This is a genomic window from Pseudomonas sp. CCNWLW23 (assembly GCF_037095675.1).
Classification (GTDB): Bacteria; Pseudomonadota; Gammaproteobacteria; order Pseudomonadales; family Pseudomonadaceae; genus Aquipseudomonas; species Aquipseudomonas atacamensis.
Genome location: NZ_JBAWKM010000017.1, coordinates 71,731 through 95,330, shown reverse-complemented (window position 1 = coordinate 95,330; position 23,600 = coordinate 71,731). Strand labels below are relative to the sequence as shown.

General features: G+C 61.1%; 25 protein-coding genes and 1 pseudogene. 12 read left to right on the top strand and 14 right to left on the bottom strand.

All coding sequences use genetic code 11. From position 1 onward, the window contains the following. Window positions 1–125 precede the first annotated feature (125 nt). On the top strand, window positions 126–1,934 hold the full coding sequence (locus V8J63_RS20485; RefSeq protein ID WP_336464558.1) for a FimV/HubP family polar landmark protein: 1,809 nt from the start codon (window positions 126–128) through the stop codon (window positions 1,932–1,934). A gap of 104 nt (window positions 1,935–2,038) precedes the next feature. Here V8J63_RS20485 and V8J63_RS20480 read toward each other — a convergent pair. Then, window positions 2,039–4,221, bottom strand: a pseudogene (locus tag V8J63_RS20480) (patatin-like phospholipase family protein). A 71-nt stretch (window positions 4,222–4,292) separates the two neighbouring features. Here V8J63_RS20480 and V8J63_RS20475 point away from each other — a divergent pair. Further along, complete coding sequence (locus V8J63_RS20475; RefSeq protein ID WP_016771139.1) at window positions 4,293–4,580, top strand: SelT/SelW/SelH family protein; 288 nt, start codon at window positions 4,293–4,295, stop codon at window positions 4,578–4,580. Here the strand turns inward: V8J63_RS20475 and V8J63_RS20470 are convergent. Next, window positions 4,574–5,467 (bottom strand): DMT family transporter, encoded by an 894-nt coding sequence (locus V8J63_RS20470; RefSeq protein WP_336464557.1) that lies wholly within the window; start codon window positions 5,465–5,467, stop codon window positions 4,574–4,576. The two genes, V8J63_RS20475 and V8J63_RS20470, sit on opposite strands and share 7 nt — an antisense overlap. 72 nt (window positions 5,468–5,539) lie before the next feature. Then, entirely contained in the window at window positions 5,540–6,304 is a 765-nt protein-coding gene (locus V8J63_RS20465; protein ID WP_336464556.1) for an AraC family transcriptional regulator, read from the bottom strand. 135 nt (window positions 6,305–6,439) lie between these two features. On the opposite strand from V8J63_RS20465, the gene V8J63_RS20460 reads away from it, so the two are divergent. Continuing rightward, window positions 6,440–7,255 carry a UDP-2,3-diacylglucosamine diphosphatase gene (locus V8J63_RS20460; RefSeq protein ID WP_071171397.1) on the top strand — a complete coding sequence of 272 codons (816 nt, stop codon included), beginning with the start codon at window positions 6,440–6,442 and terminating at the stop codon, window positions 7,253–7,255. 110 nt (window positions 7,256–7,365) lie between these two features. Here the strand turns inward: V8J63_RS20460 and V8J63_RS20455 are convergent, their stop codons facing one another. Continuing rightward, complete coding sequence (locus V8J63_RS20455; RefSeq protein WP_016771136.1) at window positions 7,366–7,956, bottom strand: HD domain-containing protein; 591 nt, start codon at window positions 7,954–7,956, stop codon at window positions 7,366–7,368. Window positions 7,957–7,970: 14 nt separating this feature from the next. Then, window positions 7,971–8,282, bottom strand: a complete 312-nt coding sequence (locus V8J63_RS20450) for a DUF962 domain-containing protein (protein WP_336464555.1) — start codon at window positions 8,280–8,282, stop codon at window positions 7,971–7,973. Between the two features lie 165 nt (window positions 8,283–8,447). On the opposite strand from V8J63_RS20450, the gene V8J63_RS20445 reads away from it, so the two are divergent. Further along, entirely contained in the window at window positions 8,448–9,509 is a 1,062-nt protein-coding gene (locus V8J63_RS20445; RefSeq protein WP_281119914.1) for an AraC family transcriptional regulator, read from the top strand. Here V8J63_RS20445 and V8J63_RS20440 read toward each other — a convergent pair. Next, window positions 9,466–10,920, bottom strand: a complete 1,455-nt coding sequence (locus tag V8J63_RS20440; protein ID WP_024012066.1) for a TrkH family potassium uptake protein — start codon at window positions 10,918–10,920, stop codon at window positions 9,466–9,468. The genes V8J63_RS20445 and V8J63_RS20440 overlap by 44 nt on opposite strands. Before the next feature lie 121 nt (window positions 10,921–11,041). Between V8J63_RS20440 and V8J63_RS20435 the strand changes: the two genes are divergently transcribed. Then, a complete protein-coding gene (locus V8J63_RS20435; RefSeq protein WP_122505904.1) occupies window positions 11,042–11,608 on the top strand; it encodes a nitroreductase family protein in 567 nt (188 codons plus the stop codon). 215 nt (window positions 11,609–11,823) lie between these two features. Here the strand turns inward: V8J63_RS20435 and V8J63_RS20430 are convergent, their stop codons facing one another. Together V8J63_RS20430 and V8J63_RS20425 are read right to left on the bottom strand one after the other, a co-directional pair. Then, the gene (locus V8J63_RS20430; RefSeq protein WP_130926721.1) at window positions 11,824–13,164 is read right to left on the bottom strand and encodes a sensor histidine kinase; all 1,341 of its coding nucleotides are present in this window, start codon (window positions 13,162–13,164) and stop codon (window positions 11,824–11,826) included. 176 nt (window positions 13,165–13,340) lie between these two features. After that, the gene (locus V8J63_RS20425) at window positions 13,341–13,793 is read right to left on the bottom strand and encodes a Spy/CpxP family protein refolding chaperone (RefSeq protein ID WP_042607494.1); all 453 of its coding nucleotides are present in this window, start codon (window positions 13,791–13,793) and stop codon (window positions 13,341–13,343) included. Between the two features lie 265 nt (window positions 13,794–14,058). Between V8J63_RS20425 and V8J63_RS20420 the strand changes: the two genes are divergently transcribed. Continuing rightward, complete coding sequence (locus tag V8J63_RS20420) at window positions 14,059–14,532, top strand: hypothetical protein (protein ID WP_207808742.1); 474 nt, start codon at window positions 14,059–14,061, stop codon at window positions 14,530–14,532. Between the two features lie 149 nt (window positions 14,533–14,681). Here V8J63_RS20420 and V8J63_RS20415 read toward each other — a convergent pair whose 3' ends face one another. The 4 genes from V8J63_RS20415 to V8J63_RS20400 form a co-directional block, all read right to left on the bottom strand. Then, the gene (locus V8J63_RS20415; RefSeq protein WP_016771129.1) at window positions 14,682–15,359 is read right to left on the bottom strand and encodes a response regulator transcription factor; all 678 of its coding nucleotides are present in this window, start codon (window positions 15,357–15,359) and stop codon (window positions 14,682–14,684) included. A 7-nt stretch (window positions 15,360–15,366) separates the two neighbouring features. Continuing rightward, window positions 15,367–15,777 carry a translation initiation factor 2 gene (locus tag V8J63_RS20410; protein ID WP_016771128.1) on the bottom strand — a complete coding sequence of 137 codons (411 nt, stop codon included), beginning with the start codon at window positions 15,775–15,777 and terminating at the stop codon, window positions 15,367–15,369. Between the two features lie 326 nt (window positions 15,778–16,103). Further along, window positions 16,104–16,403, bottom strand: coding sequence for a YciI family protein (locus tag V8J63_RS20405; RefSeq protein ID WP_016771127.1), 300 nt, complete (start codon window positions 16,401–16,403; stop codon window positions 16,104–16,106). A gap of 1 nt (window position 16,404) precedes the next feature. After that, window positions 16,405–17,001, bottom strand: a complete 597-nt coding sequence (locus V8J63_RS20400) for a septation protein A (RefSeq protein ID WP_024012071.1) — start codon at window positions 16,999–17,001, stop codon at window positions 16,405–16,407. 87 nt (window positions 17,002–17,088) lie between these two features. Between V8J63_RS20400 and V8J63_RS20395 the strand changes: the two genes are divergently transcribed. From V8J63_RS20395 to rluB, 6 genes are all read left to right on the top strand, one after another. Further along, window positions 17,089–17,952 carry a PHP domain-containing protein gene (locus V8J63_RS20395; RefSeq protein ID WP_016771125.1) on the top strand — a complete coding sequence of 288 codons (864 nt, stop codon included), beginning with the start codon at window positions 17,089–17,091 and terminating at the stop codon, window positions 17,950–17,952. A gap of 13 nt (window positions 17,953–17,965) precedes the next feature. Beyond that, entirely contained in the window at window positions 17,966–18,595 is a 630-nt protein-coding gene (locus V8J63_RS20390) for an L-threonylcarbamoyladenylate synthase (RefSeq protein WP_016771124.1), read from the top strand. A gap of 123 nt (window positions 18,596–18,718) precedes the next feature. Beyond that, window positions 18,719–19,417: a segregation and condensation protein A gene (locus tag V8J63_RS20385; protein ID WP_172828192.1), complete on the top strand. Its 699-nt coding sequence runs from the start codon at window positions 18,719–18,721 to the stop codon at window positions 19,415–19,417. A gap of 11 nt (window positions 19,418–19,428) precedes the next feature. Beyond that, window positions 19,429–20,394: an SMC-Scp complex subunit ScpB gene (gene scpB, locus V8J63_RS20380; RefSeq protein WP_110602024.1), complete on the top strand. Its 966-nt coding sequence runs from the start codon at window positions 19,429–19,431 to the stop codon at window positions 20,392–20,394. Window positions 20,395–20,538: 144 nt separating this feature from the next. Beyond that, on the top strand, window positions 20,539–20,730 hold the full coding sequence (locus tag V8J63_RS20375) for a DUF1289 domain-containing protein (RefSeq protein WP_073472829.1): 192 nt from the start codon (window positions 20,539–20,541) through the stop codon (window positions 20,728–20,730). 142 nt (window positions 20,731–20,872) lie between these two features. After that, the gene (gene rluB, locus V8J63_RS20370) at window positions 20,873–22,093 is read left to right on the top strand and encodes a 23S rRNA pseudouridine(2605) synthase RluB (RefSeq protein ID WP_110645046.1); all 1,221 of its coding nucleotides are present in this window, start codon (window positions 20,873–20,875) and stop codon (window positions 22,091–22,093) included. A gap of 291 nt (window positions 22,094–22,384) precedes the next feature. Here rluB and V8J63_RS20365 read toward each other — a convergent pair whose 3' ends face one another. Continuing rightward, window positions 22,385–23,350 carry a leucyl aminopeptidase gene (locus V8J63_RS20365; RefSeq protein ID WP_130887181.1) on the bottom strand — a complete coding sequence of 322 codons (966 nt, stop codon included), beginning with the start codon at window positions 23,348–23,350 and terminating at the stop codon, window positions 22,385–22,387. A gap of 71 nt (window positions 23,351–23,421) precedes the next feature. Next, on the bottom strand, window positions 23,422–23,559 hold the full coding sequence (locus V8J63_RS20360) for a hypothetical protein (protein ID WP_003222780.1): 138 nt from the start codon (window positions 23,557–23,559) through the stop codon (window positions 23,422–23,424). Window positions 23,560–23,600 lie beyond the last annotated feature (41 nt).

Sequence of the window (23,600 nt, the reverse complement as noted above, 5' to 3'; positions counted from 1 at the left end):
CACATCCCGCCAGTGATTTTTTGAGAGATCGCGCTGAGCCGACTATAAGAACTACTGGGCAATATCGTGTTCGTACCGGATGTGCGAACGCATAGAAACCGGTTTTGCTTATTTAAGGGATGCTCATGCTCGCAAGTCGGCACGTGCTGCGCGGGGGCGCCAAATGGCTGCTGCTCGCTGGCGTATTCAGCTATTCGACCTGGTCGATGGCGTTGGGGTTGGGCGAAATCACTGTTTACTCAGCCCTCAATCAGCCGTTCAAGGCCGACATCGCGCTGGTCGATGTCGGCACGTTGACGCAAAACGATCTCTCGGCCAGCCTGGCTTCGGCGGATGAATTCGGTCGGGCCGGCGTCGAGCGGGTGTTCTTTCTCAATGACCTCAAATTCACTCCGATCCTGCGCGGCAGCCGCCAGATGATCCGGGTGACGTCCGGCAAACCGGTCAACGAACCTTTCCTGAATTTCCTCGTGCAGCTCGATCAGCCCAACGGCCGTCTGCTGCGCGAGTACACGGTGCTGATCGACCCGCCGGGTTCGCCGGGCATTGTGCCCGCCACCGACGAGCCGGATCCGCGCCCGCAATCCTCTGAATTTCCAACCGTCGAACCGGTTACCGCACCGCCCCAGGCTGCCCAGGGCAAACGCACTGCGGCGCCTGTGCCGCCAACGCCGTCGGCACCTGCCAACGACGCGCAGGCCGAGCAACTGGCCGCCAGCGTGCTGCTCACCCAGCAACTGCAAAAGACCCTCGACGAACAGAACCTCAGGCTGCAAGAGCAGCAAGTGCAAATAGCCGACGGCAAGAAGCAGATCGAGGAGTTGCAAACCCGTCTGGCCGAAGTGCAGAAAGCACCGCCACCGCCCGTGGTCGCTCCGGTTTCGGCCGCTGTTTCAGCCCCGGTCGAGGCGGCAGACGATGGCGTGAACTGGCCGCTGCTTGGCGGACTGATATTGCTGCTGGGCGTGCTGGCTGCGTTGCTCATACGCCGCCGTCAGCAACGTTCGACAGCAGACGGCACGCCGCTGCCGCTATTGCCCGTGAGCGCCGAAGAAGAAGTCGGCGAGCCCGAGCTTCGACAATCTGTCGGTGCGCACGCGGCCGCTGATCATCGTGACGAGCCCGGTGCCGGCGACGTGCTGGAGGCTGTGGGCATCTATCTGGCCTACGGCCGACTCAGCGAAGCGGCCGGGCTGCTGCGCGATGCCTTGCACAAGGAGCCTGAACGCACTGATCTTGGTCTGCAGTTGCTGGAGGTTCTTGGGCGCCAGGGTGACAGCGGCGCTTTTGAACAGCAGGAAAACCGCCTGCGTGCGCTTGGCGTCGATGACCGTGAACTGATTGAAATCCGCGCTCGCCATGCAAAACTGGCAGGCGCCGCACCGGCGGCATTTGCAGCAACGCCAATCGCGCCCGAACTGCCCGTGGCCTCGGCAGCGACCGCAGCCGCGCCGCTTGCAGCGTCGCCCAGCGCTCTCGAGGATGATTTCGAATTGAATCTGGGCGAGCTGTCGATGGATTCAAATTGGGATCTGAACGATAGCCGCACTGATGCCGCCGCACCGCCGATTGATGATCCAGAGCTGGGCACCAGCCTGTCGGTGTTACCTGTCGATTTCGAACTGCCACAGGCTGCATCTGCCGAAGAAGCCGAACTCGAATGGATCCCCGAACCCGACGCCCAGCCGCTCGACGATGACTTTCTCAATGAGTTCGGCGATCCCGAGCCGTCGCTGGTGCTGGAACCACTGGATCTGCAATTACCCGAGTCCACCGAGACCGACCCCGAGACCGCCGGCAAGCTCGAACAGGCACAAACCTGCATCGACGACGGCGACATCGACAGTGCAATCGCGCTGCTCAATGAATTGCTCAGGGAAGGGGATGAGCCGTTGAAGCAGACAGCAAGGACGTTGTTGGCGGGGATTCGCTGAGCACCAACGGATTTCGTGTTCATCCGAGACCGCTTTCGCGAGCAGGCTCGCTCCCACAATGGAATGTGCTTTCCCTGTGGGGAGCGAGCCTGCTCGCGAAGGCGTCAGAACGTCTGCCCCAGATTCAGGTAAACCGCCTGCTCATCCGCATCATTCAACCCATACGTGAAGTTCAACGGCCCCAGCGGCGTATCGAAGCCGATAAACACGCTCGCGGCATTGATGTAGCCGCTGTCGAATTCATTGTCGTTGTTCCACGCCCGACCGCGTTCCAGCGAGGCCCCCGCGTACAGCGGGAAGTCCAGCGGGAGGTACGAGCGCGGCGTGAGGCGGCGGTAGTACACAGCGCGCATCAGGCTGACATTCTGCCCGGACAGCGCGTCCTCACGGAACCCCGACAACTGCCGCGCGCCGCCGAGCAGGAAGCTTGAGGTCACCACATTGGCATCGTCCAGGGTGCGACCGTAGCGCCCGCCGAGAATCAGCGTGTCGGGGCCATGGCTCATGGCCTTGTCGAAATTCAGTTCCCACTGGCGATAGCGATTGTCTGAACCCAGGCCCGGTTCGAACTGGGCAAACGTCAGGCTGACGTCCTTGCCTTCGTGCGGAAAGTAGACGTTGTCCAGCGAGTCGTAGGAATACTTCACGGTATAGAAGCCTTCGTTGAAACTCTCGCTCGGCAGATCCTGATCACCGATGCGCACATCAGCTTTGCCCCAGGCCTGGCCGACGCCGAGTCGCACTTCACCGTTGTTGCCGATCTGCCGCCCAAGATTGAGGCCGAAGCCGTAGCGCTCGACGCGATACTGGGCGATCGGATCGTTATCCAGCACCGAGTCAACGTTCTGCGCCTCGAACGACCCGTAGGGTGCGACGAAGTAACGCGAGCCGACGTCCAGCGGCTGATAGAACTCGCTGTACAGCTCCTGCTTGTCGCCGATCTGCGCGCGGGTCAGCCATTCCGCGCCGAGGCGGTTAATGCCGTTGACGCGGTAACTGGCGCCGAGGTTGAAAGCGCTGTCGCCGCGCATGTCGTCCGACAGATTGAGGCCGACCCGCAGATAATCGGTGCCGCTGCGTTTGCCGCTGGCGCTGATGACCAGGGTGTGATCCTGGCCTTTGTGTACCACGCGGTAACGCACTTGATCGAAGTAATCGAGGCCGTACAGCGTGCCCATGTCCGAATGCAGGCGGCCCAGGTCCAGCGGCGCGCCGATCGGTTGGCGGATGTAATCACGTCATCATCGACTTTCGAATCGTTTTCGATCCGGATCGCGGTAATGATCGGCGTGCGCTGACCAGGCTGGCGAGCGGCGTTCAATTCCGCGTCCTGGGTTTGAGTCGGCTTCAGCTGCGCCAGGCGCGCATCGAGGATCCGCGTGGCGCGGTAACCGGCGTCGATCATCTCCTGAGCCTTGCCGAAATCGGTCACGCCGAACGCGGCCAGCGCAGGCTGGATCAATACGTCATTGGCGTGCAGACTCGCCAGTTGTTCTTCGGAATTGCGCCGGGTCATCAGGGTGATCGACTGATTGAGCACATCGACCACCGTGGTCAGTTGCTTGCGATTGCGCAGCGGTGTGCCGATATCGACGACGATGGCGATGTCGACGCCCATTTCCCGCGCGACATCCAGTGGAATGTTGTCGGTCATGCCGCCGTCCACCAGCAGGCGCCCGTCGAGCTCGACCGGGGCGAACACTGCGGGGATCGACATGCTCGCGCGAATCACCTGCGGCAGGTGGCCCTTGCGAAACACCACTTTTTCGCCATTGGCGATGTCGGTGGTCACCGCGCGAAACGGGATCGGCAATTTGTCGAAGTCGCGGGTGTCGCTGGTGTGGGCCAACAGGCTTTCCAGCAGCAGCGCAAGGTTCTGGCCCTGAATCACCCCCAATGGCAGGCCGAGACTGCCGTCGTCGCGAAAGCTCAGTTTCTGTTTGACCAGAAAATCGCGGTCGTCCTGTTTGCGGCGAAATGGCACGTCCTCACGCGGCGGCGCGTCGGAAAGCGCCGCTTGCCAGTCAATGCTCAGGGCGAGTTTTTCCAGTTCGTCGATCTTGTAGCCCGAGGCGTACAGCCCACCGACCACCGCGCCCATGCTGGTGCCGGCAATCGCATCGATCCTGATGCCTTGTTCTTCCAGCGCCTTGAGCACGCCGATGTGCGCCAGCCCGCGCGCAGCACCGCCGGACAGCACCAGGCCGACTTTCGGTCGTGGCGCCTCACTGGCGAGAACCAGCAGGGGAAGGAAACCAAGCAGCAGGCAGAGCAGCAAACGGCGCATTGTGAGTCTCGGGGCAAGCGGTAAAGCCGGCTATTATAGCGGCGCCCTCTGTCTCAGGAGTTTCAGCGATCATGACCGTCGCCAAAGCCGAAGTTGTCATCACTTATTGCACCCAATGCCAGTGGCTGCTGCGCGCGGCGTGGCTGGCTCAGGAACTGCTCAGCACCTTTGCGGACGACCTGGGCAAAGTGTCATTGGTGCCGGGCACCGGCGGGGTGTTTCACATCACTTGTGCGGGTGTGCAGATCTGGGAGCGCAAGGCCGACGGTGGTTTTCCCGAAGCCAAGGTATTGAAACAGCGAGTGCGCGATCAGATAGATCCTGACCGCGACCTCGGCCACAACGACCGCACTCAGTGAGAGGCGGCCTCGGCGGCGACGGTTTTCTTGTCGCTGCCGCCTGACATCCGCGCCGACACCACAATCGCGACGATGATCAACGCGCCACCGATGAGCATCCGCAGGGTCGGGGTTTCACTGAACAGCAGCCAGGCGAGGGTGATGCCGTAGACCGGCTCCATGGCGAACACCACTGCCGCCGTGCGTGCCTTGATCACCGCCAGACTGGCGACGAACAGGCTGTGCGCCACGCCCGTGCAGAACACTCCGAGCAGCGCGATCCACAACCAGTCCAGCGCTCGGACCTGACTCAACTGCGGCGCCGCGACCGGCAACAGACACAACGCCACGACGACGTTCTGGCACAACGCTGCCTGCACCGCCGGGATGCGCCCGGAACTGGCGCGGTTGGTCAGCGACAGCAGGGAAAACAGCAGGCCGGACAGTACGGCCCAAAGCAAGCCGACGGTCGCGCCGCTGCCCAGATCGAATGCGGGCGTCACTAGCACCAGACCGATGCTGACCAATACCACCAGGACGATTTCATTGGCACGGATGCGTTCGCGGAAAATCAGTCCTTCGAGAATCACCGTAAACGCCGGGAAACTGGCAAAGCCCAAGGTGGCGATGGCCACCCCGGCGATCTTCACCGATACGAAAAAACTCACCCAGTGCCCAGCCAGCAACACGCCGCTGAGGGCGAGGCGCCGCCAGTCCACGGCCTGAAGTTTCTGCCAACCATGCTGGCTGGCGAAACGGGCGAAAAATGCCAGGGCGAGCACGGCAAAAGTCGCACGTCCAAAGACGATCACAACAGGGGAGGCGGCAGCGAGTTTGCCGAACACACCGGTCAGGCCAAACATCAAAGCGCCAATATGCAGAGCGCCGAGGGCGGTACGCGGAGTCATTGCATTCCTTTTTTCAGGTTCAACTTCATGGGGCCATTGAACCGCGTCTCGGCCTGCAAGTCTGTCGGCAGGCTATCGTCTTTTGTCGCAGGAATCGCGCCGAAGATGTCCGGGCGAGGAGCCGAACTCACGTAGGACTGCGGCCGAGAACGCACTTTGCGAGCTGTACCCGACGCGACTGGCTACTTCACCAATCGGCAATGCAGTGTCGCGCAGCAGTTGCACCGCGAGATGCAGGCGTCGACTGCGGATGTAATCCATCGGCGTCTGTCCGCGTTCGGCCATGAACCGAGCGTGCAGGCGCGCACTGGACAACCCGGCCACGCGCGCCAGGTCGGCCACTTGCAGCGGATAGCCGGCGTATTGCTCGATGTGCGCATCCAGCGCGGCGTAGGGCAAGCGACGCGCGCGGAGTTCGGCAGGTTGCGCGTGATTGAGACTGGCCAGCAGCAACACTGCGCCTTGCTGCGCGATCAACGGATCGCTGACCGGACTGTTCGCCAGCCAGTTGACCAATTGGCTCTGCCCCGAGTCCAGCGACAGCCGCCCCGGATGATCGAGCAAGCGCCGACTGGCCTCGGCATGCGCGCCCAGCGAGTCCTGCACCCATTGCCCTTCAGGGATGTCGAGCACCAGGCAGCTGCTGCCTTGGGGACTGTCGCAGGCATGATGAGCGCCGGACGGAACCACCACAACACTCTGCTGACGCACTTGGCTGCCACAGCCCTCGACCTCGAAATCCAGCGCACCGGACAGACCGAACACCAACTGCGCGTGCTCGTGGCTGTGCACAATCAGGTCGTGGGTGTACTGGCGCAGGGTGAGGATCGGTCGCATGGCAGGTTGTCTCCGAGGTGGCCGTCAGTCTACACCGCCGTACGCCGGATGCGTTGTCACACGACTGACTCAAGTCTGTCACGGTCGATTAACCCGGCGCGCGCAAGCTGGCGAAAACATCGCAGAGGGTTGCCCATGACCAGCGCCGAGCTCGCCAGACCCAGTCGCAAACAACGGGTGCGAACCCTGTGGATCTCCGATGTGCACCTGGGCACGCGGGATTGCCAGGCCGAGCACTTGTCGCAATTTCTCAAGGGCTACCACGCCGACAAGGTTTATCTGGTCGGTGACATCATCGATGGCTGGAAACTGCGCAGCGGCATGTACTGGCCGCAAGCCCACACCAACGTCATCCGCCGCCTGCTGACCATGAGCAAGCGCGGCACCGAGGTAATCTACGTCACCGGCAACCACGACGAATTCCTGCGGCGCTATTCGAAACTGATTCTGGGCAATATCCAGTTGGTCGACGAAGCGGTGCACGTTACGGCGGACGGCCGGCATTTGCTGGTGATTCACGGCGATCAGTTCGATGTGATCACCCGTTATCACCGCTGGCTGGCGTTTCTCGGCGACTCGGCCTATGAATTCACCCTGACCCTCAACCGCTGGCTCAATCACTGGCGTGCCCGGTATGGCTACGGTTACTGGTCGCTGTCGGCCTACCTGAAACACAAGGTCAAGACCGCCGTCAGTTTCATCAGCGACTTTGAAGAAGCCATCGCCCACGAGTGCGTGAAGCGCGAACTGCATGGCGTGGTGTGCGGGCATATTCACCATGCCGAGATTCGCAAGGTGGGGGAGGTGGACTACCTCAATTGCGGCGACTGGGTCGAATCGTGCACCGCGTTGATCGAGCATTGGGACGGCACGATCGAGTTGTATCGGCTGGCGGATGCCCAGGCGCGGGAGGCGCAATTGAAAGCTGCCAAAGTTGCCGAAATCGCCTGAGCAAAAGAGAACCCTGTGGGAGCGAGCCTGCTCGCGAAGGCGTAGTGTCAGACAAAACTTATGTGCCTGATACAGCGCTTTCGCGAGCAGGCTCGCTCCCACATGTGTTCTCAGGCCGGGCTGTGTTCTTGCATCGCAGCCTTGTAAATCGAGTTCTTCGGCTGCGCAAACAGCCTTTCCATCATCGGCTCGAAGAAACTCAGCGGCAGCGTGTCGTACGCCGGATCAAACGCCGCCGCGTCGTACTTGGCGCAAAATTCGGCAGTGGCCTGGAACTGCGGATGGTCCTTGAATTGCTCGCGCAAGTGCCGGTCCATGCCCAGGTGATGAAAGAAGTAATAGCCCTGAAAGATCCCGTGCTTCTCCACCATCCACAGATTCTCCGCACTCACGAACGGCTTGAGAATCGCTGCGGCAATGTCCGGATGGTTGTAGGAACCGAGGGTGTCGCCAATGTCGTGCAACAGCGCGCAGACCACGTATTCCTCGTCACGCCCGTCACGAAAGGCGCGGGTCGCGGTTTGCAACGAGTGGGTCAGGCGATCCACCGGGAAACCGCCGAAGTCGCCCTCAAGCAGCTTCAGATGCGCGAGGATCCTCGACGGCAGCTGTCTGGCATAGGCACTGAAATCGGCGGCGATAATCGCCCAGTCTTCTTCGGTGCCGTCCTTCATATGGGTGAAGCGAGCATGGGCATTCATTGGCAGACCCTCATTCAGAACGCCACGCGACCGAGAATCATGTCGCGGTACATGACGAAATCGCCGAGCAGGCTGTACAGCGGATGCTGAAACGTCGCCGGGCGGTTTTTCTCGAAAAAGAAATGGCCGATCCAGGCAAAGCTGTAACCGGCCAGAGGCAGCGCGAGCAACAGCAGCCACTCGCCTTTGGCGATGCTCAGGGCGAGGATGAAGATGACCAGAGAAGTGCCGATGAAATGCAGACGACGGCAGGTGCTGTTGCTGTGTTCGGCGAGGTAATAAGGGTAGAACTCGGCGAAGCTGTTGAACTGCTTGATGTTTTCCACGACCGCGCTCTCTGTGGTGATTGTTCTGGCGACAAGTTGTGCGTCGGGCAGCTTATTTGAGTCTAGAGTGATCATTGGCGTGGGCCAGTGACAATCGGCGCCACTTTAGTATCCTTCGCAAATAGGGCGGTTATCTGCAGCCCGTCATGTAAAAGAATAACAACCATGAGCGAACGAACGACTTCTGCAAGCTGGGCGATGGGGATTGTCAAAGCACTGGAGATGGACGGCCTGGATTGCCGGGTTCTGTTCAGGCAACTGGGGCTGGATTTCACTGCCCTGGAAGATCCGGATGCGCGTTTCCCGCAGGATTCCATGACCCGGCTCTGGCAGCGCGCGGTCGAGGTGTCCGGCAACCCGGCGATCGGCCTGAACATGGGCAAAGTGGTGCGCCCGGCCTCGTTTCATGTCGCCGGCTACGCGCTGATGTCGAGCAACACGCTGGCCGAAGGTTTCCAGCGTCTGGTGCGCTATCAACGCATCATTGCCGAAAGCGCTGACCTGAGCTTTCGCCTGCTCGATGAAGGTTACGCGCTGATTCTCACCGTGCACGGCGATCATCTGCCGCCGACCCGGCAGAGTGCCGAAGCGTCACTGGCCTGCGCGTTGGCGCTGTGCGGCTGGTTGACCGGGCGCCCGCTGCACCCGGTCAAAGTGTTGGTTCAGGGCGATCAGCCGACAAACCTGCAACCTTATAAAGAAGCCTTTCACGCGCCGCTGGTGTTCAACGCGCCTTACGATGCGTTGATCTTCGAACGTGCCGATATGGAGGCGCCGCTGCCGACCGCCAACGAAGCCATGGCGCTGTTGCATGATCGCTTTGCCGGGGAATATCTGGCGCGGTTTTCCGAAAGTCGCGTGACGCACCGGGCACGGCAGGTGCTGTGTCGTTTATTGCCCCAGGGCGAGCCCAAGCGTGACACCGTGGCGCAGACGCTGCACCTGTCGCAGCGCACTTTGCAGCGGCGCTTGCAGGAGGAGGGCACCAGTTTTCAGCAGTTGCTCGACGACACCCGGCGCGAGCTGGCCGAGCAATATCTGGCGCAACCGAGCATGACCTTGCTGGAAATCGCCTACCTGCTGGGCTTTGCCGACCCGAGCAACTTCTTTCGCGCGTTTCGCCGCTGGTTCGACACCACGCCCGGCGAGTACCGCTTGCGCCTGACGCAGGTGCCGGACGCAGTCAATGACGCCAGAACGCCGGAATACACAGCACAAACACCGTAATGATCTCCAGTCGGCCGAGCAGCATGCCGAACGACAGAATCCATTTCGCCGCATCCGGCAGGGTGGCGAAGTTGCCGGCCGGGCCGATGGTTTCGCCCAGACCCGGGCCGACGCCGGACACGGTGCTGGCGGCGCCGGTCAGCGCGGTCATCCAGTCGACCCCGAGCAGCGACAGCAGCAGGGCGATCACGCAGATGGTGATGGCGAAGAAGAACGAGAAGGTCAGGATCGAACGGACAATTTCTTCGTCGAGGCGGTGACCGTTGTACTTCTGCTTGATCACCGCGCGCGGGTGGATCAGCTGATTGAGGTTGGCCTTGAGCAGGATGTAGGCGACCTGGAAACGGAAAATCTTGATGCCGCCCGCCGTCGAACCTGAGCAACCGCCGACAAAACCCAGATAGAAAAACAGCATCAGCGAGAAGTTGCCCCACAGGCTGTAGTCGCCGAGGGCGAAACCGGTGGTAGTGACTACCGAGGTCACGTTCAGCGCCACATGCCGCAGCGCTTCCAGCCAATGCAGCTTGGTGGTCCACCAGTACCAGGTGCCGAGCACCAGCCAGGTCACCAGCAACATCGCCAGCAAACCCTGCACCTGTTGATCCCTGATCAACGCACGGCGGTTGCCGCGCAGCGTCGCCACGTAGAGGGTGAACGGCAGGCTGCCGAGAATCATGATGACAATCGCCACCCAATGAACTGCCGGTTGCGTCCACTTCGCCAGCGACTGGTCGGAGGTCGAGAAACCACCGGTGGAAATCGCCGACATCGCGTGGTTGATCGCATCGAACGGGCTCATCCCGGCCCACCAGAACGCCAGGCTGCCGAGAATGGTGATGCCGACGTAGGCCGCCACAATCAACCGCGCCACCATGTGCGAACGCGGCATGACCTTTTCCGAGCGGTCCGAGGATTCGGTCTGGAACAGGCGCATGCCACCGATGCGCAGCAGCGGCAGAATCGCCACCGCCATGCCGATGAAGCCGATGCCGCCGATCCAGTGCAGCAGCGACCGCCACATCAGAATCCCCGGCGACATGTTGTCCAGGCCGTTGAGCACGGTGGAACCGGTGGCGGTGATGCCGGACATGCTTTCGAAGAACGAGTCGGTGTAGCTGATGTGCTGGGTCAGCAGAAACGGCAGCGCGGCGAAAATGCACACCACCAGCCAGCTGCTGACCGTCAGCAGGTACATGTCGCGCGGGCGCAGGTGAATGTGTTCCGGTCTGCCGGGTATCACCAGGGCGAGGCCGGCGACAAAGGTGATCATGCTCGCCCAGAGGAACGACGGCAGGTCGCTGGTGCGCTCGAAAATCACCAGCGTGGCCATCGGCACGACCATGGCCACAGCCAGGGTGATCAGGAAGATGCCGATGATAAAACCAATGATCCGTAAGGTCGGCAACGCCATGAAATCCGCTCGGGCTGATGGGAGAAGGGCGCCATTCTACCTGTGGGGCAAGGCATGTAAACCGGCAGGCGCTGCGCAGATGAAGCTAGAATAGCCGCACATTTTTCAAAGGAGGTGGCCGATGCAGGCTCTCGACGCGTTGCTCAACCGTGTTTCCGTTCCCCGACTGGTCGAACCGGCCCCCACTGCCGAGCAGCGCGAAGCCCTGTTCGCCGCGGCCTTGCGTGCCCCGGATCACGGGCACTTGCAGCCGTACCGCTTTTTGACCGTCGAAGGCGCAGCGCGTGAGCAAATGGGCGAGTTGCTGGCCGAGGCGGCCCGCCAGCAGAGCGGCGAAGTCACCGAAGCGATGATCGACAAGGCCCGCAACGGCCCACTGCGCGCGCCGCTGGTGGTTGTGGTCATCGCGAAATTGCAGGAACACGTGAAATACCCGAAGGCCGAGCAACTGCTCACGGCCGGCTGTGCTGCCCACGGGATTCTGCTGGCGGCGTATGCGCAGGGGATTGGCGCAGTGTGGCGCACCGGGGATCTGGCGTACTCAAAGCATGTGGCCGAAGGCTTGGGGCTGGTGGAAGGCGAGGAGGTGATCGCGTTTCTCTATCTCGGCACGCCGCAGAAAGAGCCGCGCGTGGCGGAGAAGGTTGATCTGGCTGAGTTCGTCAGCGCCTGGCCCGGTAAGGCCTGAAGATCAAAAGCCCCTCACCCTAACCCTCTCCCAGAGGGAGAGGGGACTGATTGGGGGGATGCTTTGGAATTACACCGACCTGAGCGTCCTTCGCTGAATCCAGCGTCGGGATACCGGACGTCTAGTTTCTGCGAATCCATAAGGTCGATGCACAACGGCAGACAACTCGGTCGGCCCCCTCTCCCTCCGGGAGAGGGTTGGGGTGAGGGGCTTTTTCAGGGCTGGACCACGACTCCCGGTACCAACGGCAATTCCAGACTCGCCACAAAGCCGCCCTGCGGATGATTGGCCAGCGTCAGCGTGCCGCCATGCCGTTCCGCCGCGCGTTTGGCAATCGCCAGCCCAAGGCCATGCCCGGCAGCGGTCTGCCCCGGCGCCCGGTAGAACGGCTCGCCCAACTGACTCAGATGTTCGGTCTGCACCCCCGGCCCGTGGTCGCGCACGCTGATGACAATCCGCTCACCCTGCCGCGCTGCCTGCAAGTCGATCGGCTGATCGCTCGGGTTGAAGCGCTGGGCGTTGCGTAGCAGATTGTCCACGGCGCGCTCGATCATCGTTGGCCAGCCTTTGAGATTCAACTGCGGCTCGGCTTGCAGGCGCACGGGCTGCTCGGGGGAGCTGAGCTGCGCATCCTTTTGCAGCGTGGCGAGCAACGCATTCAGGTCCACTTCTTCAGCGCTGGCGTTGTCGGCATCGACTCGCGCCAGCACCAGAATTTCACTGATCAACGCCTCCAGCCGGTCGCATTCGCGGGTCAGGCGTGGCCACAGTTTTTCGCGCTCTTCAGGGTTGGCACGCTCGGCCAAAGCCAGCGCGATGCGCAGGCGCGCCAGTGGTGAGCGCAGTTCATGGGAGACATCGCGCAGCAACTGGCGCTGACTGCCGATCAGGCTTTGCAGGCGCGCGCCCATGCGGTTGAAATCGGTGGCCAGCACGCCGAATTCGTCACGGCGGTTGGCCAGTTTCGCCAGACTGTTCTGCTGATATGTGGTCTGCCCCAGATCATGCACCGCGCCGCGCAAGCGACTCAGTGGGCGGGTGATGGAGAAAGTCACGAGCAAACTGAATAGCGTCAACACCACCAGCGCGATGCCCAGCGCACTCAGCGGCCAGAGCAGGCTTTCGCGGTGCCAGGCGTCGAGTTCGGGGTGCGGGATGCGGTAGATGAACAGGTAGGTATCACCGGTTTTTTCGCTGGTGATTTCGTCGGTCAGACGCCGCCACGGCAAGCGGCGGTCATCGTTGTTCTGGCGCGCTTCGAATGCTGCGGCGCGGCGCGGGAAAGTGCCACGCACCACCGGATCGCCGGTTTCGTTGAGCACCTGAACGTCGATGTGATACTGGCGTTTGCGTTGTTCGAGGATGTCCTGCGCGGCTTCTTCGCCTTGGGTTTCGTAAGTCTGCGTCCATTCTGCCGCCAGCGTGTTGAGGCCGGGATGGCGGCTGAGAATCCACGCGTCCTGATTGAGCATGTGCCCGAGCAGAATCGACAGCCCGGCTACCAGAGCGATGGCCAGCCAGAAGCTCGCAAGAATCCGCCAGAACAGTGAACGCACAGAAAATCCTCGAAAATCACACCGTTCAAATGTGGGAGCGAGCCTGCTCGCGAAGACGTAGTGTCAGTCAAACCATCGCTGGTTGATACACCGCCTTCGCGAGCAGGCTCGCTCCCACATTCGATTTGAATGGAACAGGCCCGACGAGGTAAGTCGTCGGGCCCAGGGTTAAGCCATTATTGCGCCTTTTGTGCCTGCTGCGCTTTCCAGGCCTTGAACTCGGCCCATTCGGCGCGGCGTTCGGCGCGTTTCTTCTGGATCTCGTCGAACTGCTTCTGTTGCTCGGGCTTAAGCAGTGCACGGACATCGGACTCGGCTTTCTTGTGGTTGGCCGCTATCTCGTCCTTCATGGCTTTCTGGTCGGCCGGCGAGAGTTTCTCCAGGTACTTGTCGACCACCTGCTTACGCTCGTGCATCTGCTCGCCCATGATCTTGCGAATCTGCTCGCGCTGTTCGCGGGTCAGGTCGAGCTGGCTGTACGGGCCTTTGCCGTGCATGCCGCCGTGCATCTGACCGCCGTGGCGCGGGCCATCCAGCGGACCACCCAGCGGACCGCCATCCTGCGGCATGGCCATGGCCACGGTTGGCAGAGCGGCAGCGAACATCAGAGCGATAAGAGTCTTGCGCATGGTGTATCTCCTTGTCTCGTTCCCGGTACGTTCCGGATGAGTGCAGATTACGCAGATCAAGGTCAGCGGCGGTCAGCGCAGCGTAAAGCTTCGGTAAAGACGCTTCGTGCCCGGCCTTACACATATCCAGTGCAGGTGATGCTGAAGGCTGCGATCTTTTGGATAATGCACGGGCCGAGGCTGTGATCACTCATTTAGACGACATTGTCGCTCAGCGAAAGAACAACGGCTGCGTGCCTTAACAAAGCGAATACCGAGCTTCCCTATGACTAATAAAACGTTTACCAGGCAACTCGGCCCATGGCTGATGGCAGCTTTATCGGTCAATGCGATTTTTTTGGCATTCCTGATTTTTGATCATGGTTCGCAGGGGCACGATATGAAGATGATCAAAACTAAGGAACCGTTGCTGATCGAGGGTCCAAACGGCAACGAGAATTACTACGTGCTGCCGCAGGGTACTACGCTATATCACGATAAGAGCTTTCCTGAAGGGCATGATCGTTATGTGCTGTATCTCAACCATAAGGGTACGATTGCCCACGAAGAAGTACCGATGAAGCCTGAGTACGGCGGTTCTTTCATTGATCCGCTCTGGCTGGCAAATGTTGATGCGAATACTTTGCAAGAAATTTTCAAGCGTTTCCCACTTTCCAAAAAAGACATTGCCGCTGCCATTAAGGCCAACGAGATAACCAAGGACGATTTGGCCGACATTATTCGTTCGATGCCCGATTAACCGCTGCAAAGCCACCGATGGCTGCATTCCCATACAGAGCGTGGAAAAGATCAGATCCCCTCTGGAGTGAGGCTGCTCGCGATGGCACAAGAGTGTGTTGACTGACACACCGCCATCGCGAGCAGGCTCACTTCTACACGGCGCAGGTCTTATAAACTGTAGTAGTAACCACGGCTACGCAGCGCAACGATGCGTGGGCGGCCGTCGGGGTGGGGGCCGATTTTTTTGCGCAGGTTGCTGACGTGCATGTCGAGGCTGCGGTCGTACAGGGTCAGCTTGCGGCCGAGGGCCAGTTGCGCCAGTTCCTGTTTGTCCAGCGGCTCGCCCGGCTGTTTGAGCAGGGCTTCGAGCAGGCGGCTTTCGGAGACGGTCAGGGTCAGTTCTTTTTCGTCGATGCTGACCACGCCGCGCACTGGGCTGAAACTCAGATCACCCAGCTCGAGCTGCGTCGATACGGCGGCCGGATGGCTGCGGCGCAACACGGCGCGCAGGCGCGCGGTCAGTTCGCGGGGGTCGCAGGGTTTGGCCAGGTAATCGTCGGCGCCCAGTTCGAGGCCGAGGATGCGGTCCAGCGGTTCGCCACGCGCTGACAGCATCAGCACCGGCAGGTCGGCGTGGTCGTTGCGCAATTGCTTGAGCAGTTCCAGACCGCTGCCGTCGGGCAGCATCACGTCCAGCACCACCGCCGCCGGGGCGGTTTCGGCCAACGCCTTGCGGGCGCTCTGGCCGTCGTGGCAGGCGCGCACCTGGAAGCCTTCCTGGCTCAACCAGCTACTCAGGAGTTCGCATAACTCCTGGTCATCATCAATCAGTAACAGCTCGCTCATGACTCACTCAATTTAGCCATTGCCGACGTTTTCGGCTTGCACCACTGGCAAAGATACCGCAGAGCAGCGCCAATAGCGCTACCCCGGCGCCAGTGACGAACCACTGCTGTTGATCGGTCAGCAAACGCGGCAGCGGGCTGGCCTGGGCTTCCTTGAGTTGCAGCTTCAGACGCTGGTTCTCCTGGCGCAGCCGGGCGAGCTGGGCGCTTTCGCGAGTGTTGTCGGCATTTTGCAGTTGTTTGTTCAGTTCTTCGCGCTGCTGCTCACTGGCCTTGAGCCGCTGTTGCAGCTCGGTGATCTGGCTGCCGGCGCTCAATGACAATGGTGTGGAGCTGCCGCTTTCGGTGGTTTCCTCACCATGGGCGGGGGCCATGATCGACAACGTGAGCAACATCAGACACAACGGACCCTTGCGCATCGCGACACCTGTTTCCAAATGGATATTGGGCAGGTTGTCGGCAGGCAAACGAGAATAATGAGCGATTGAGATGGGTGAGAAGCAAGAAGGTTCAGTGCGCAGGAGGTGATGTTGGTGGCTGACAAATAATTTGTGGCTGATGAATATTCTGTGGCGAGGGGTTTAGCGAAACGTCGCACCGCCCCGTTGGGCTGCGTAGCAGTCCTGAAATGGGAGCATGCGGTGTGTCAGACACACCGCGTTGGATGGGGTTTGGGGCGGCTTCGCCACCCAGCGGGGATGAATCCCCTCGCCACATGAATCCCTTCGGCATTTCAATAGCGGGATTAAGGCAGGACTTGCTTGAACGGTTTGACGATCACATTGGCGTAAACGCCGGCGGCAATGTACGGATCGGCATCGGCCCAGGCCTGTGCGGCGCTCAGGGAGTCGAACTCGGCGACGATCAGGCTGCCGGTGAAACCCGCTGCGCCCGGATCATTGCTGTCGACGGCCGGGTGCGGGCCGGCCAGCACGATGCGGCCTTCGCCCTTGAGCGCTTGCAGGCGTTCCAGATGCGCCGGGCGCGCGGACAGGCGAGCTTCCAGCGAGTTGGCAACGTCGGTGGCAATGATGGCGTAGAGCATGTCAGTCCTCGGTTTTTGGCGTTGTGGTATCGGTGTCATGCAGATGGCGCGACAGGTAAACGCCCTGTGCGACCAGGAACAGCACGGTCATGCCCAGGCTGCCGAACACCTTGAAGTCGACCCAGATGCTCTGGAAGGTGAAGGCGACGAACAGGTTGGCTGCGCCGCAGAACAGGAAGAACGCGATCCAGGCGATGTTCAGGCGGGTCCAGACCGGGTCTGGCAAGGTCAGCGCGTGGCCCATGATGCGCTTGATCAGCAGGCGATCGCCGATGAAGTGGCTACCGATGAACGCCGCAGCGAACAGCCAGTTGACCACCGGCGCTTTCCATTTCAGGAAGGTTTCGCTGTGGAAGGCCAGCGTCAGGCTGCCGAATACCAGGCAGGCGATCAGCGTCAGCCATTGGCTCTTTTCCAGCTTGCGCTGCTTGATGAACAGCGCGCCGTACACCACCAGCGAGCTGATGATCAGCATCGCCGTGGCGCTGTAGATACCGCCTACGGTCACTTGCTGGCCGGCAATGTCGACGACCCGTGGATCAAGTTTGTAAACGATGAAGAACAGCAGAAGCGGGATGAAATCGATGAATTGTTTCACAGTAAGAGCCAGAAGCTGGATGTGGCGGCATAATAACAAACATATGGGCGCGCGATAGCGCCAGCTGATTTGAGGTTACAACTCCCCGTGAATGTTGATTTGCACTGCCACAGCACGGCCTCCGATGGCGCCCTGGCGCCTGCGGTTCTGGTTGCGCGAGCGTTCGAAAACGGCGTGCGAGTCCTGGCGTTGACCGACCACGACACTCTGGAGGGGCTCGCCGAGGCGCGTACTGCCGCCACCGAGTTAGGCATGCAACTGGTCAACGGCGTCGAATTGTCCTGCACCTGGGGCGGGGCGACCATTCACGTATTGGGCTACGGTTTCGACGTCAACGCCGCGCCGTTGGTTGAAGCGATCGCCAAATTGCACGATGGCCGCTGGCTGCGGTCGGAAGAAATAAGCCGCAAGCTCGCCCTCAAGGGGATGCCCGGTGCCCTCGACGGCGCCCGGCAGATCCAGCAGGAACTGGGCGACAGCGGCAACGCGCCGGCCCGGCCGCATTTCGCCGACTGGATGGTGCGTGAAGGTTATGTAAAGGATCGCGCCGAGGCGTTTCGCAAATGGCTCGGCGCCGGCAAGCTCGGCGACGTCAAGCTGCACTGGCCGACCCTGGAAGACACCGTCGCCACCCTGCGCGCCGCCGGTGCCTGGGTCAGCCTGGCGCATCCATGGCACTACGATTTCACCCGTAGCAAGCGCCGAAAGCTGATTGCCGACTATATTCAAGCAGGCGGGCATGCTATCGAGGTGGTCAATGGCCATCAGCCCGCAGAACAGGTGGGCAGCCTGGCGATCCTTGCCCGTGAGTTCGGTCTGCTGGTCAGCGCCGGCAGTGACTTCCATGGCCCTGGCGGCTGGTCCGAGATCGGCCAGTACCGGCCGGTTCCCGAGGACCTTCCACCCCTGTGGTGTCGGTTCAAACATGACACAGATATTGCCGCCGTCTGAACAGGTAGAGAATGTGAGTCAATTTTTCCAGATACATCCGGAAAACCCGCAAGCGCGCCTGATCAAACAGGCGGTCGAGATCATCCGCAAGGGCGGGGTGGTGATTTATCCCACGGACTCGTCCTACGCCATTGGTTGCCAGATTGGCGACAAGACCGCCATCGAGCGTGTGCGACGTCTGCGTCAGCTCGATGAAAAGCACAACTTCGCGCTGATCTGCAGCGACCTGTCGCAACTGGGCAATTACGCCAAGATCGACACCGGCACCTTCCGCATTCTCAAGGCGCATCTACCCGGCCCTTACACCTTTATTCTCAACGCCACCCGCGAAGTGCCGCGCCTGTTGCTGCATCCGAAAAAACGCACCATCGGCCTGCGCGTGCCAAGCCATCCGATCGCGCTGGCGCTGCTGGCCGAACTCGGCGAGCCGCTGATGAGCGTGACGCTGATCATGCCCGGCGATGAAGACCCGCTCAGCGATCCCTACGAAATGCGCCAGTTGCTTGAGCATCAGGTCGATCTGATCATCGACGGCGGTTTTGGCGGCATCAAGGCCTCAACGGTGATTGACCTGACCGGCGACGACCCGGAAGTGGTCCGCGTTGGTTGCGGCGATCCGACGCCGTTCATGGTCGAGGCCTGAATGTCCGCAGTGGAAACCGTGGTCGATCCCCAGGCCGGCGCCCAGCAGGAACTGCCGTTCGCAATGGTCTATGGTCAGGCGGTCATGGAAATGCCGCTGGACCTGTACATCCCGCCCGATGCGCTGGAAGTCTTTCTTGAAGCCTTCGAAGGCCCGCTCGACCTGCTGCTGTATCTGATCCGCAAACAGAACATCAATATCCTCGACATCCCGGTGGCGGAAATCACCCGCCAGTACATGGGCTACGTCGAGTTGATGCAGTCGGTGCGTCTGGAGCTGGCCGCCGAATATCTGGTGATGGCGGCGATGCTCGCCGAGATCAAATCGCGCATGCTTCTGCCGCGCGCCGAAACCGTCGAAGATGAAGAAGACGACCCGCGCGCCGAACTGATCCGCCGCTTGCAGGAATACGAGCGCTTCAAGGCCGCTGCCGAAGGTATTGATGGTCTGAGCCGGGTCGGTCGCGATGTGATCGTGCCCAAGCTCGACGCCCCGGAAGCGCGGGCGCGCAAGCTGTTGCCCGACGTCGCGCTGGAAGAGATTCTGATGTGCATGGCCGAGGTGCTGCGCCGTGGCGACATGTTCGAAAGCCACCAGGTCAGCCGTGAAGCGCTGTCCACCCGCGAGCGCATGAGCGATGTGCTGGAACGGCTCAAGGGCGGCGGTTTTGTGCCGTTTGTCGAGTTGTTCACCGCTGAAGAAGGTCGCCTGGGTGTGGTGGTGACTTTTATGGCGATCCTTGAACTGGTCAAGGAATCCTTGGTCGAGCTGGTGCAGAATGAGCCGTTCGCCGCGATCCACGTGCGAGCCCGAGCCGAATAACGAGTCCCTGTATGAACCTGACTGAACCCCGCGAGCTGGCGTCCCTGCTTGAAGCCTTTCTGTTGGCCTCGGGAAAGCCGCAATCCCTTGAGCGCCTGTATGAACTGTTTGAAGAAGGCGAGCGGCCGGAGCCGGCGGTCTTCAAGAAAGCCCTGACCCTGCTCGGCAAATCCTGCGAGGGCCGTGCCTTCGAGCTCAAGGAAGTCTCGTCGGGCTATCGCTTGCAGATCCGCGAGAAGTTCTCGCCGTGGGTCGGCCGTCTCTGGGAAGAGCGCCCGCAGCGCTATTCCCGCGCCTTGCTGGAAACCATCGCGTTGATCGCCTATCGCCAGCCGATCACCCGGGGCGAAATCGAAGACGTGCGTGGCGTGGCGGTCAACAGCAACATCGTCAAGACCTTGCTCGAGCGTGAGTGGATCCGCGTCGTCGGTTATCGCGACGTGCCGGGCAAACCGGCGATGTTCGCCACGACCAAGGCGTTTCTCGACCACTTCAACCTGAAAAACCTCGAAGACCTGCCGCCGCTGGCCGAACTGCGCGAGATGGAAGCCGAACCGGTGCTCGACTTCGACGACGTGCCGGTGCCGCAGAGTCTGCAGGAACTGGCCGACGCCAGCGCCGAGCCGGAGGAGGAAAAGGAAGAAACCAGTTTCCATTCCCTGTTGCTGGAGCTGGACAGCATGGAAGAGGGGATCAAGACCGACTTCGACGACTTGCTGCGCGATGCGGCGGATGGAGAAGCGCCGGTGCCCGAGCCTGAGATCATCGAGCCGGTTGTTGAAGCTGAAGTTGAACTTGAAGCGGCGCCTGACGCCGAACCGGAAGAAGACATTCTCGGTGTCGCCGAAGCCCGCGAGAAGCTCCTGGCCGCTGTCGCCGCCCTCGAACAGCCGGAACCGGAACTCAGCGAAGAAGAAGCCGAAGCCCGCGCACTGGCCGAGGCAATCGAAGCCGAACGGCGCGAGTTCGAAGACTGACGCCTATTGAGAAACCAGTGAAGACCCTTGTGGGAGCGAGCCTGCTCGCGAAGGCGGTGTGTCAGATACATCAATACTGAATGACACTGCGCCTTCGCGAGCAGGCTCGCTCCCACAGGGTGAAATGTCGTTCTGGAGATTGCGATGAGCTCAACCAAAGACCCCTGCATCAGCCTTTGCAAATTCTCCGAAGACATCTGCCTGGGTTGCGGTCGCAGCAAGCGCGAGATCAAGGCCTGGAAGAAACTCGACAAGGACGACAAGCGTACCGTGCTGGCCGAAGCCGCGCTGCGTCTGATCAAACTCGGTGGTGCCGGTCGGCGGAAAAAGAAATAACCGGCAATCGATCAGCTAGTCTCTGATGCGCGATGGCGCACATCCGCGTATGATTCGCGACCCTTCGCCGATCCCTTCGGCCTGGACCCAGTTTTCAATACTTCAGGCGCCGCCTGAACAGACCACACCGGGAGGTGCCCAGATGAGTGACATCAATCAGAAAGACGACCAGGAAATCGGCCCAGCAGGCGAAAAGCTGCAGAAGGTCCTCGCCCGTATCGGCGTCGGCTCGCGCCGTGACGTGGAATCCTGGATCAGCCAGGGCCGGATCAAGGTCAATGGCAAAGACGCCACCCTCGGCCTGCGCGTCGACATGCACGACGCCATTACCATCGATGGCAAGGTGATCAAGCGCGAAGAGGCCGCCGAATCGGTGCGCCGCGTGATCATGTACAACAAGCCTGACGGCGAAATATGCACCCGTGACGACCCGGAAGGCCGTCCGACCGTGTTCGACAAGCTGCCGCGTCCGAAAGAAGGCCGCTGGATCAACATCGGCCGTCTCGACATCAACACCACCGGTCTGCTGATGTTCACCACTGACGGTGAGCTGGCCAACCGCCTGATGCACCCGTCCTACGAGATGGACCGCGAGTACGCCGTGCGTGTACGCGGTGAAGTCGATGACGAGATGATCGAACGCCTCAAGGCCGGCGTGGTGCTGGAAGACGGTCCGGCGCGTTTCACCGACATTCAACAGGCGCCGGGCGGTGAAGGCTTCAACCACTGGTACCACTGCGTGGTCATGGAAGGGCGCAACCGTGAAGTGCGTCGTCTGTGGGAATCGCAGGGTCTGGTGGTCAGCCGTCTGAAGCGTGTGCGTTTCGGTCCGGTGTTCCTCAACTCCGACCTGCCGATGGGCCGCTGGCGCGAAATGAGCCAGTACGAAGTCGACGTGCTCAGCGCCGAAGTCGGCCTGACCCCGGTGGCAATGCCGCAGCTGAACGCCAAGAGCAAGGACAAGCTCGAACGCATGCAGCGCAAATCGTCGCGGCCGATGGCCAAGACCGAGCGCGTGCGTACCCTGCGTCCAGCCGCTGGCGCACCAACCGCACCGCGCCCGAGCCGTGAGCCGCAGATCGAAGGCGAGCGTCCAGGTCGCAAGCCGGTTGCCCGTGACGGCGAGCGCGCACCGCGTCCGGCCAATGGCCGTACTGAGCGTGGCGAAAGTCGTGCACCGGCCGGTCGCGGTACGCCAGTGGCGGATCGTCCAGCCGACACCAGCAACAAGCGCCCGGCCAAACCGGCGCCGAAGCGTCCGGGGATCAAACTGGTCGACGGCGACAAGCCCTCGGGCAAGCGTCGCGGCGCACCGGCCGGTTCCGGGCAGCGTCCGGGTTTTGGACGCAAGAAGCCGGAATAAGGCAGCTGTGAGTTACTAGCTGCAAGCTACAAGCTACAAGCTACAAGCTACAAGCTGAAGCAAAAACGCCAACCTCAGGGTTGGCGTTTTTTTTGTCTGGGCGAAAGTCTGTGCTGACACCGATCGTTCCCACGCTCTGCGTGGGAATGCCTCAACGGACGCTCCGCGTTCGGCTTTGGAAGGGACGCGGAGCGTCCCGGGCTGCATTCCCACGCGGAGCGTGGGAACGATCATCTGCGGCTTACATAAATCCCCTGTGGGAGCGAGCCTGCTCGCGAAGGGGCCAGTCGCTTAAAACACGAATCGTCCGTCGAAGACTGGTTTGTCATCCAGCGCCAACACCCCGCCAGAAAAGATCAGGTCCAGGTGATGACTGCCCTTGGCGCCACCGCCCAGTCCGAGATGCAGCCCACAATGCCGCTCCTCGAACCCGGCATTGCGCGCATACAGATCCTTGACGCCTTCGTTTGTGCCAATCCCCAACTCCTCAATTCGCCGGTTCGACGGGTTGGCATCCAGGTACTTGTTGAAATCATGTTCCAGCCCCGGCACGTCGGTGGCGATGCGGCTGATGGTCGAGTTCTCGATCCACAATTCCAGCGGCGATTCCAGCACGCCGTACTTGCGCGCGAAGGGGATGGTGCTGAGGAAGGTGCCCTTGAATTTCACATGGCCATTGATGGCTTCGCTGTGGGTGGCAATTTCGCCGGGGGCGAGGTCGAAGTTGCCGACGCCATTGATGTCGGTCCACTTCTTGATGCTGCTCATCGGCGTTTCGAACCATGAGCCGTGGTCATCCTTGAAACTCAGCGTGGTCGCCTGGGACATGCGCTGGATCAAGTGACTGTTGAGCCCGGCGATGCGTTGCGGGGTGATGCTGAAGGTGTCGTAGAAATAGTCGCCGTAGTCCTTGAACAGCAGCGACTTCTTCCAGTTTTCCGCCATGACCGCTTGCAGCGCACGAACGAATTCCGGGCCGTCGGGGCGCGGGTTGGGCAGGGTGGAAGAGTCGTAGAAGAAAATGTACAGATCGCTGTCGGCAATTGCCTCGGACAGCGTTGCGGTACTTTCCAGGTCCAGGCGCCGGGCGCTGAACTGGAAGCGCGGATGTTCACCGGCCTGTTCGGCAATGGCGCCGGTCAGGGCTTCGTAGTCGGCAGTATGGCCGAGCATGACCTTCGCCGAGTCGAGGCCGGCGAGGGCTGGGTGATGTTCGAGGTAGTAAAGGAAATGCGAGATGGCGCGGGGCTTGTCCATGAATCCTCCCTGACTGACCGGGAAATGAAGCGGCAGGCACGACCGGCCGGACCGTGCCTGCCCGGGATGTCTTACAGAGGCCACATCGCCGTGCCGAACGGAACCACCGCGTCGGCTTGCATCATCTCCACAGCGGCCTCATGGGTTGGCGCTTCAAACCATTCGTCCAGTTGCAGTTCGGTATCCAGGTCTTTTTCCAGTGCTTGCATGGTCGATCTCCTAGAGAATTTTCACGGTTTATGACTGACCG

What these genes read in the sequence shown, in the direction of transcription:
- V8J63_RS20425 (WP_042607494.1), bottom strand. Translation starts at nt 13,793, where the DNA reads ATGCGCAAGACTCTTATCGCTCTGATGTTCGCTGCCGCTCTGCCAACC.
- V8J63_RS20460 (WP_071171397.1), top strand. Translation starts at nt 6,440, where the DNA reads ATGACCAGCGCCGAGCTCGCCAGACCCAGTCGCAAACAACGGGTGCGA.
- V8J63_RS20360 (WP_003222780.1), bottom strand. Translation starts at nt 23,559, where the DNA reads ATGCAAGCACTGGAAAAAGACCTGGATACCGAACTGCAACTGGACGAA.
- V8J63_RS20420 (WP_207808742.1), top strand. Translation starts at nt 14,059, where the DNA reads ATGACTAATAAAACGTTTACCAGGCAACTCGGCCCATGGCTGATGGCA.
- rluB (WP_110645046.1), top strand. Translation starts at nt 20,873, where the DNA reads ATGAGTGACATCAATCAGAAAGACGACCAGGAAATCGGCCCAGCAGGC.
- V8J63_RS20485 (WP_336464558.1), top strand. Translation starts at nt 126, where the DNA reads ATGCTCGCAAGTCGGCACGTGCTGCGCGGGGGCGCCAAATGGCTGCTG.
- V8J63_RS20465 (WP_336464556.1), bottom strand. Translation starts at nt 6,304, where the DNA reads ATGCGACCGATCCTCACCCTGCGCCAGTACACCCACGACCTGATTGTG.
- V8J63_RS20415 (WP_016771129.1), bottom strand. Translation starts at nt 15,359, where the DNA reads ATGAGCGAGCTGTTACTGATTGATGATGACCAGGAGTTATGCGAACTC.
- V8J63_RS20365 (WP_130887181.1), bottom strand. Translation starts at nt 23,350, where the DNA reads ATGGACAAGCCCCGCGCCATCTCGCATTTCCTTTACTACCTCGAACAT.
- V8J63_RS20440 (WP_024012066.1), bottom strand. Translation starts at nt 10,920, where the DNA reads ATGGCGTTGCCGACCTTACGGATCATTGGTTTTATCATCGGCATCTTC.
- V8J63_RS20405 (WP_016771127.1), bottom strand. Translation starts at nt 16,403, where the DNA reads ATGCTCTACGCCATCATTGCCACCGACGTTGCCAACTCGCTGGAAGCT.
- V8J63_RS20455 (WP_016771136.1), bottom strand. Translation starts at nt 7,956, where the DNA reads ATGAATGCCCATGCTCGCTTCACCCATATGAAGGACGGCACCGAAGAA.
- V8J63_RS20410 (WP_016771128.1), bottom strand. Translation starts at nt 15,777, where the DNA reads ATGCGCAAGGGTCCGTTGTGTCTGATGTTGCTCACGTTGTCGATCATG.
- V8J63_RS20475 (WP_016771139.1), top strand. Translation starts at nt 4,293, where the DNA reads ATGACCGTCGCCAAAGCCGAAGTTGTCATCACTTATTGCACCCAATGC.
- V8J63_RS20470 (WP_336464557.1), bottom strand. Translation starts at nt 5,467, where the DNA reads ATGACTCCGCGTACCGCCCTCGGCGCTCTGCATATTGGCGCTTTGATG.
- V8J63_RS20445 (WP_281119914.1), top strand. Translation starts at nt 8,448, where the DNA reads ATGAGCGAACGAACGACTTCTGCAAGCTGGGCGATGGGGATTGTCAAA.
- V8J63_RS20435 (WP_122505904.1), top strand. Translation starts at nt 11,042, where the DNA reads ATGCAGGCTCTCGACGCGTTGCTCAACCGTGTTTCCGTTCCCCGACTG.
- V8J63_RS20375 (WP_073472829.1), top strand. Translation starts at nt 20,539, where the DNA reads ATGAGCTCAACCAAAGACCCCTGCATCAGCCTTTGCAAATTCTCCGAA.
- scpB (WP_110602024.1), top strand. Translation starts at nt 19,429, where the DNA reads ATGAACCTGACTGAACCCCGCGAGCTGGCGTCCCTGCTTGAAGCCTTT.